The organism is Aquibaculum arenosum, from assembly GCF_029222965.1.
GTDB lineage: Bacteria > Pseudomonadota > Alphaproteobacteria > Kiloniellales > DSM-21159 > Aquibaculum > Aquibaculum arenosum.
Genome location: NZ_JARHUD010000023.1, coordinates 1 through 4,115, shown reverse-complemented (window position 1 = coordinate 4,115; position 4,115 = coordinate 1). Strand labels below are relative to the sequence as shown.

Annotated in this window: 5 protein-coding genes; 2 read left to right on the top strand and 3 right to left on the bottom strand. The window is 57.6% G+C overall.

Going from position 1 to position 4,115, the window contains the following annotated elements:
- Nucleotides 1-275 precede the first annotated feature (275 nt).
- From P2G67_RS16315 to P2G67_RS16305, 3 genes are all read right to left on the bottom strand, one after another.
- Complete coding sequence (locus tag P2G67_RS16315; RefSeq protein WP_275824358.1) at nucleotides 276-1,391, bottom strand: trypsin-like serine peptidase; 1,116 nt, start codon at nucleotides 1,389-1,391, stop codon at nucleotides 276-278.
- Between the two features lie 154 nt (nucleotides 1,392-1,545).
- Entirely contained in the window at nucleotides 1,546-2,154 is a 609-nt protein-coding gene (locus P2G67_RS16310; protein ID WP_275824357.1) for a hypothetical protein, read from the bottom strand.
- Nucleotides 2,147-3,058, bottom strand: a complete 912-nt coding sequence (locus tag P2G67_RS16305; protein WP_275824356.1) for a lysozyme inhibitor LprI family protein — start codon at nucleotides 3,056-3,058, stop codon at nucleotides 2,147-2,149. Before P2G67_RS16305 ends, P2G67_RS16310 begins: the two co-directional genes overlap by 8 nt.
- A 279-nt stretch (nucleotides 3,059-3,337) precedes the next feature.
- On the opposite strand from P2G67_RS16305, the gene tnpA reads away from it, so the two are divergent.
- Entirely contained in the window at nucleotides 3,338-3,796 is a 459-nt protein-coding gene (gene tnpA / locus P2G67_RS16300) for an IS66-like element accessory protein TnpA (RefSeq protein WP_275824355.1), read from the top strand.
- Nucleotides 3,793-4,115: IS66 family insertion sequence element accessory protein TnpB (gene tnpB, locus P2G67_RS16295; RefSeq protein ID WP_275824354.1), on the top strand; the 323-nt coding region annotated here is incomplete at its 3' end. The genes tnpA and tnpB, both read left to right, overlap by 4 nt.

Here is a 4,115-nt window from a genome sequence, read left to right as displayed (position 1 = left end):
GACGCCAGCAAACCCCACCAAAGCATTGCAACAAAGCTTGCACACTTCTTTGCAAGCTACCGGAGAAGACTGCTCCGGCGCATCCGGCCGCAGATCACACTGGGAATGAACCACCGCTTACCTCAAATCTGAACTTGCAGAAACAGAAAGGCCGCCCGGTTGGGGCGGCCGATCTGCGCGACTTGGCGTCGCAATTTGAATGGTTGCGGGGGTACGCAACTGGCTTAACCTCTTCGATGCGCCGGGGCTTCGCTACCCCCCCCGGGTGCTTTCGGCTAGTCGAAAGGATTTGATTGGATGCGTCCGTTTAGCACTGGGTCGTTCATTACAAAGTGGAAGACAGCTGCGCCACGCTGAATTGAGGCACCATATGTATCATTGTCAGACCTATCACGCCGCTTGTGACCGGCGGCCGTTACTCCAACCACCGCAATCTCTTTGTCTGCAGTAATAATCGGGCCGCCACTGTTGCCTGGATACCCCGTGCAGTTGCTGCCAAAATACCCGGCTTTCCAAAGCGAGGTCACTTCGCACCCATAATCGATCCGCAAGAAATAGCCCTTGTTAAGGTCGCCAGAATATCCAATTACCATCAGGCGTTCCCCGGGTGTCAACGAGCGGGTCGAAACGGGCAGGTAGCTCTCCGAAGGCGCTTTTGTTACGAGGAAGGCAATGTCATAAGGACGAGTGTCGGTATTACCATCAACATAAAGATTGTGCTGATACTGTCTCTCTATTTCTATGTACTCGTCCTCTCCTGTCATGAAGGCTTCACCGTCGGCGGGAGTTTGACGAAATGCTCCTAACGCATCTCCCAATCTGAAACAATGGGCTGATGTCATGATAACGTACGGTGCGATAAAGAAACCGGTGCAGCTGCTGTTTCTTGTCTCATTAAGGACACGCACGATACTTCTGGAGATCAGATGGTCCGCAACCACCACAGAACGCCATTGGTCTTTGTGGACGGAACGCACTGCGGAAGAGTTCAACTCGCCAAGCCGGATTTGTTCCTGGAGAAAGGCCCCCAGACTATTGGATGCGTCGAGAAAGTTCGAGAATGCTGATTGGGCGGCGTTCATTTGCTGTGTCGTCGTCGCCGAGCTCCCTGCCTTGTAGGCGGCCACGGACCCGGCCGCCATAAGGCCACCCCTGAAGATATCGGCGACAATACTCAATGTTTTCGCGCGTTCTGCAGAAAATTTCTTATGCTCGACAAGCCCCGCGGCAAGAAGATTGGTTGATTGAACGAAACTCTGTCTCGCTTGCTCGCCATTGTGTGCCAGGATGTCGTGAAAGCCCTTATTTCCGTAAGCAAGTGCATCCTGGACATATCGATGGTCGAGAAAATAACTCCGGTCATGCTCGTCTTTAGGTAGGGACTCGGGCAAGACTGAGCCTTCAGGCGGTGGTGGTGGAAGGCTCTGGCAGGCAGAAAGGAGCGCAACAGCTACGCCAATAGCCCAAATCAGTCGTCCTCTGGAACACGTCATTTCTTCATCCGTCGTTTAGTAGTTTTGTCCGATAAACGTAGATGCCCAGGGGCTATCTAAGATGTTCCAGGAACGTTGCCGGCACGAGATGAGCAGGGATGGCAACGGGCTGGAATTCGAGATTTTTTGCTGTCGCCATGCCGACATTCGTCACGTAGAAGAATCCGCGCAGGCGCAGCACATAGGTGTTTTCTGCATATTCGCAGCGAGCCCGAGCAAAGGGTGCGCCGCGCGCCAGATCCAATGTCATGTCGAATAGCAGGTGATTGTTGTCGGGGTCGGGCTTGCCTGAAATCAGAACGCCGCCGGGTCGAGAGGCTCGGCGCTCGATATGCTCGCAGATCGTCTTGTCGGTTACGGGACCATTGCCATCCGCTCTGATTTTCTCGAACAACCCCGATCTCGCAGCATCTCTCATGGTCCAGTCGAGATAGAGGATGGTCTTATCATGCGCATCCTCAACCAGAGTGCGGAGATGTCGTCCTCCGTTCGCTGCCGCGAAATCGATCACCGCCTTTTGTGCGGTCCAGGCTAACGCGGCCGCTCCCGGCATGGGTTCGGCTTTGGTGGTGACGGCCATCGACGAAGCAACCACCATCAACATTGCAATGAGGACCGCACGCTGCGCATTGCGCCTTATAGGGGATATCGAGTCAGTCATCCGTGCCCTCTCGCATGCTTCGCAAGGCCCCCCGTGGCGTGACCGCAAGATCGTGAAGTTCCAGCGACCATTCGAAGCCATTTGCTTCCGTCATTTGCCGTTGCTGCTGTAGTGCAATGCTACCGGACAAGTGAAACAGCTCAAAACGTCGTGCCCCATTGGCAAGGTGACAGACATAGAAAAGCGAGTGGGATGTGACGGTGTCGCGTGACTCCATGAAAAATACCCCGTCGTCGCAACCCGTTTCTCCGTCAGGGCAGAAGATGCAGCCGGCCAGATTGACCTCGCCGATCAAGCCAATGTCATTATGCGCGTTTCTACGCAACGCCAGAGTCAGCGCGCCGTCTTGTGCCCGCGCTTCCCAGGTCACGGGAAGGGAGGCCATTTTTACCTTCGCGCCGGTGGGATCGCCGAAACGACTGTCTTCGAGAAGCAGCCTGTTGAAGGGGCAGTTGGCCTCGCCGTAATCTACGATATAGGCGAGACTCGTCAGGCGATCGCGGCCGGTTTCCAACATACAGGCAGCAGAATTGACATAGGCCGGCGTATTCCCAGGCGAATGCTCGACCAGTTGGCACCAGCCTTGCCGGTAGGTTTGCCAGTCGCTTTGTGTACGAGCTAGAAGTGCGCGGTCTTCTTGGCGGCAATAAGCTTTAGCTGAACGCGCAACGATACGCTCGATCTCTGCATCGACTTGGTTGCTGATCTCCAGCAGGCAATCACCAATCATCGCGCCGCCGGTGTCGCGAAAACGCGGGTCTTCACGGCATTCGCGAATGTCATGCGAGATGTCGCGGTCCCCAGCGGCTGCTTGGACCGGAATGGCAAGGGCCCAGGCGAGGCCAAGCACCGTCAGCAGCGATAGTCCGATCTTTTCGGCATATGATGTGCCAAGCGCTGTCATTTCACTCCTCTACGAGACGGGTGGTGTTCGTGAAATGGGTAAACCATCGGCAGGGCTCGTCAAACTCGCCACGCTCTACCTCGCCAATTGCCGCCATCTCCCTGTCTTTGCCCTACTCTCACTACCGCGCTCTTCCATGAGCTCGCGGGATAGCCATCCTAGGGCAATGACCTACCATGCTCGGGAGTGGTAATGTAAGCGGCGTTTTCCTCCCATTGGATTGACCATTTAAGGTCTCGCTTCGGTGGCTGATGCTCCTTCCTTTCAAGGAAGGAGCTGATGTCGATGGAGTTGGTGGAAGGAGTTGAACTGGCCGGGGCTGTTGCCGGTGGCTTTGCCGGCCGGCTTGAGGTGCTGGAAGGTCCGACCGGACGGCGGCGTTGGCCGGATGACGTCAAGGCGCGGATTGTGGCGGAGAGCTTTCGGCCTGGCGTCTTGGTGAGCGCTGTGGCGCAACGGCACGGCATTTCGCCCCAGCAACTGACGACGTGGCGGCGGGCGGCACGAGACGGCCATCTGGCCTTGCCGGGGGAAGCGGATGGCCCTGGTTTTGTGCCGCTGGTGGTTGATGGGAAGGCGGTCGACCTCGCGGACGAGCGGCCTGTCGAGGCAAAGCCGACACCGGAGACGGGTGCCGTGATCGAGGTCGAGGTGGTCGGGCTTGTTGTGCGTCTACCGGCAGAGATGGCCGCGGCGCGGATTGCGGCTGTGGTTTCGGCCCTGAAGGCCCTGGCATGATCGTCCCCGGGCAGCGCCTGCCGATCGTCATCGCGGTCAAGCCGGTCGACTTCCGGCGCGGTCACGACGGGCTCGCCGCCACGGTGCAGAACGAGTTGGGGCTCGATCCCTACTCCGGGCTGACGGTGGTGTTCCGTTCCAAGCGGGGTGACCGCATCAAGATCCTGGTCTGGGACGGCTCCGGACTGGTGATGATCTACAAGCGGCTGGAGGCTGGGGAGTTCGTCTGGCCGCGGATCAGCGAGGGCGTGATGCGTCTCTCCCGCGCCCAGTATGAAGCGCTGGTTGAAGGCCTGGACTGGAAACGGGTGGTGGCGCG

What these genes read in the sequence shown, in the direction of transcription:
- P2G67_RS16310 (WP_275824357.1), bottom strand. Translation starts at nt 2,154, where the DNA reads ATGACTGACTCGATATCCCCTATAAGGCGCAATGCGCAGCGTGCGGTC.
- tnpA (WP_275824355.1), top strand. Translation starts at nt 3,338, where the DNA reads ATGTCGATGGAGTTGGTGGAAGGAGTTGAACTGGCCGGGGCTGTTGCC.
- P2G67_RS16305 (WP_275824356.1), bottom strand. Translation starts at nt 3,058, where the DNA reads ATGACAGCGCTTGGCACATCATATGCCGAAAAGATCGGACTATCGCTG.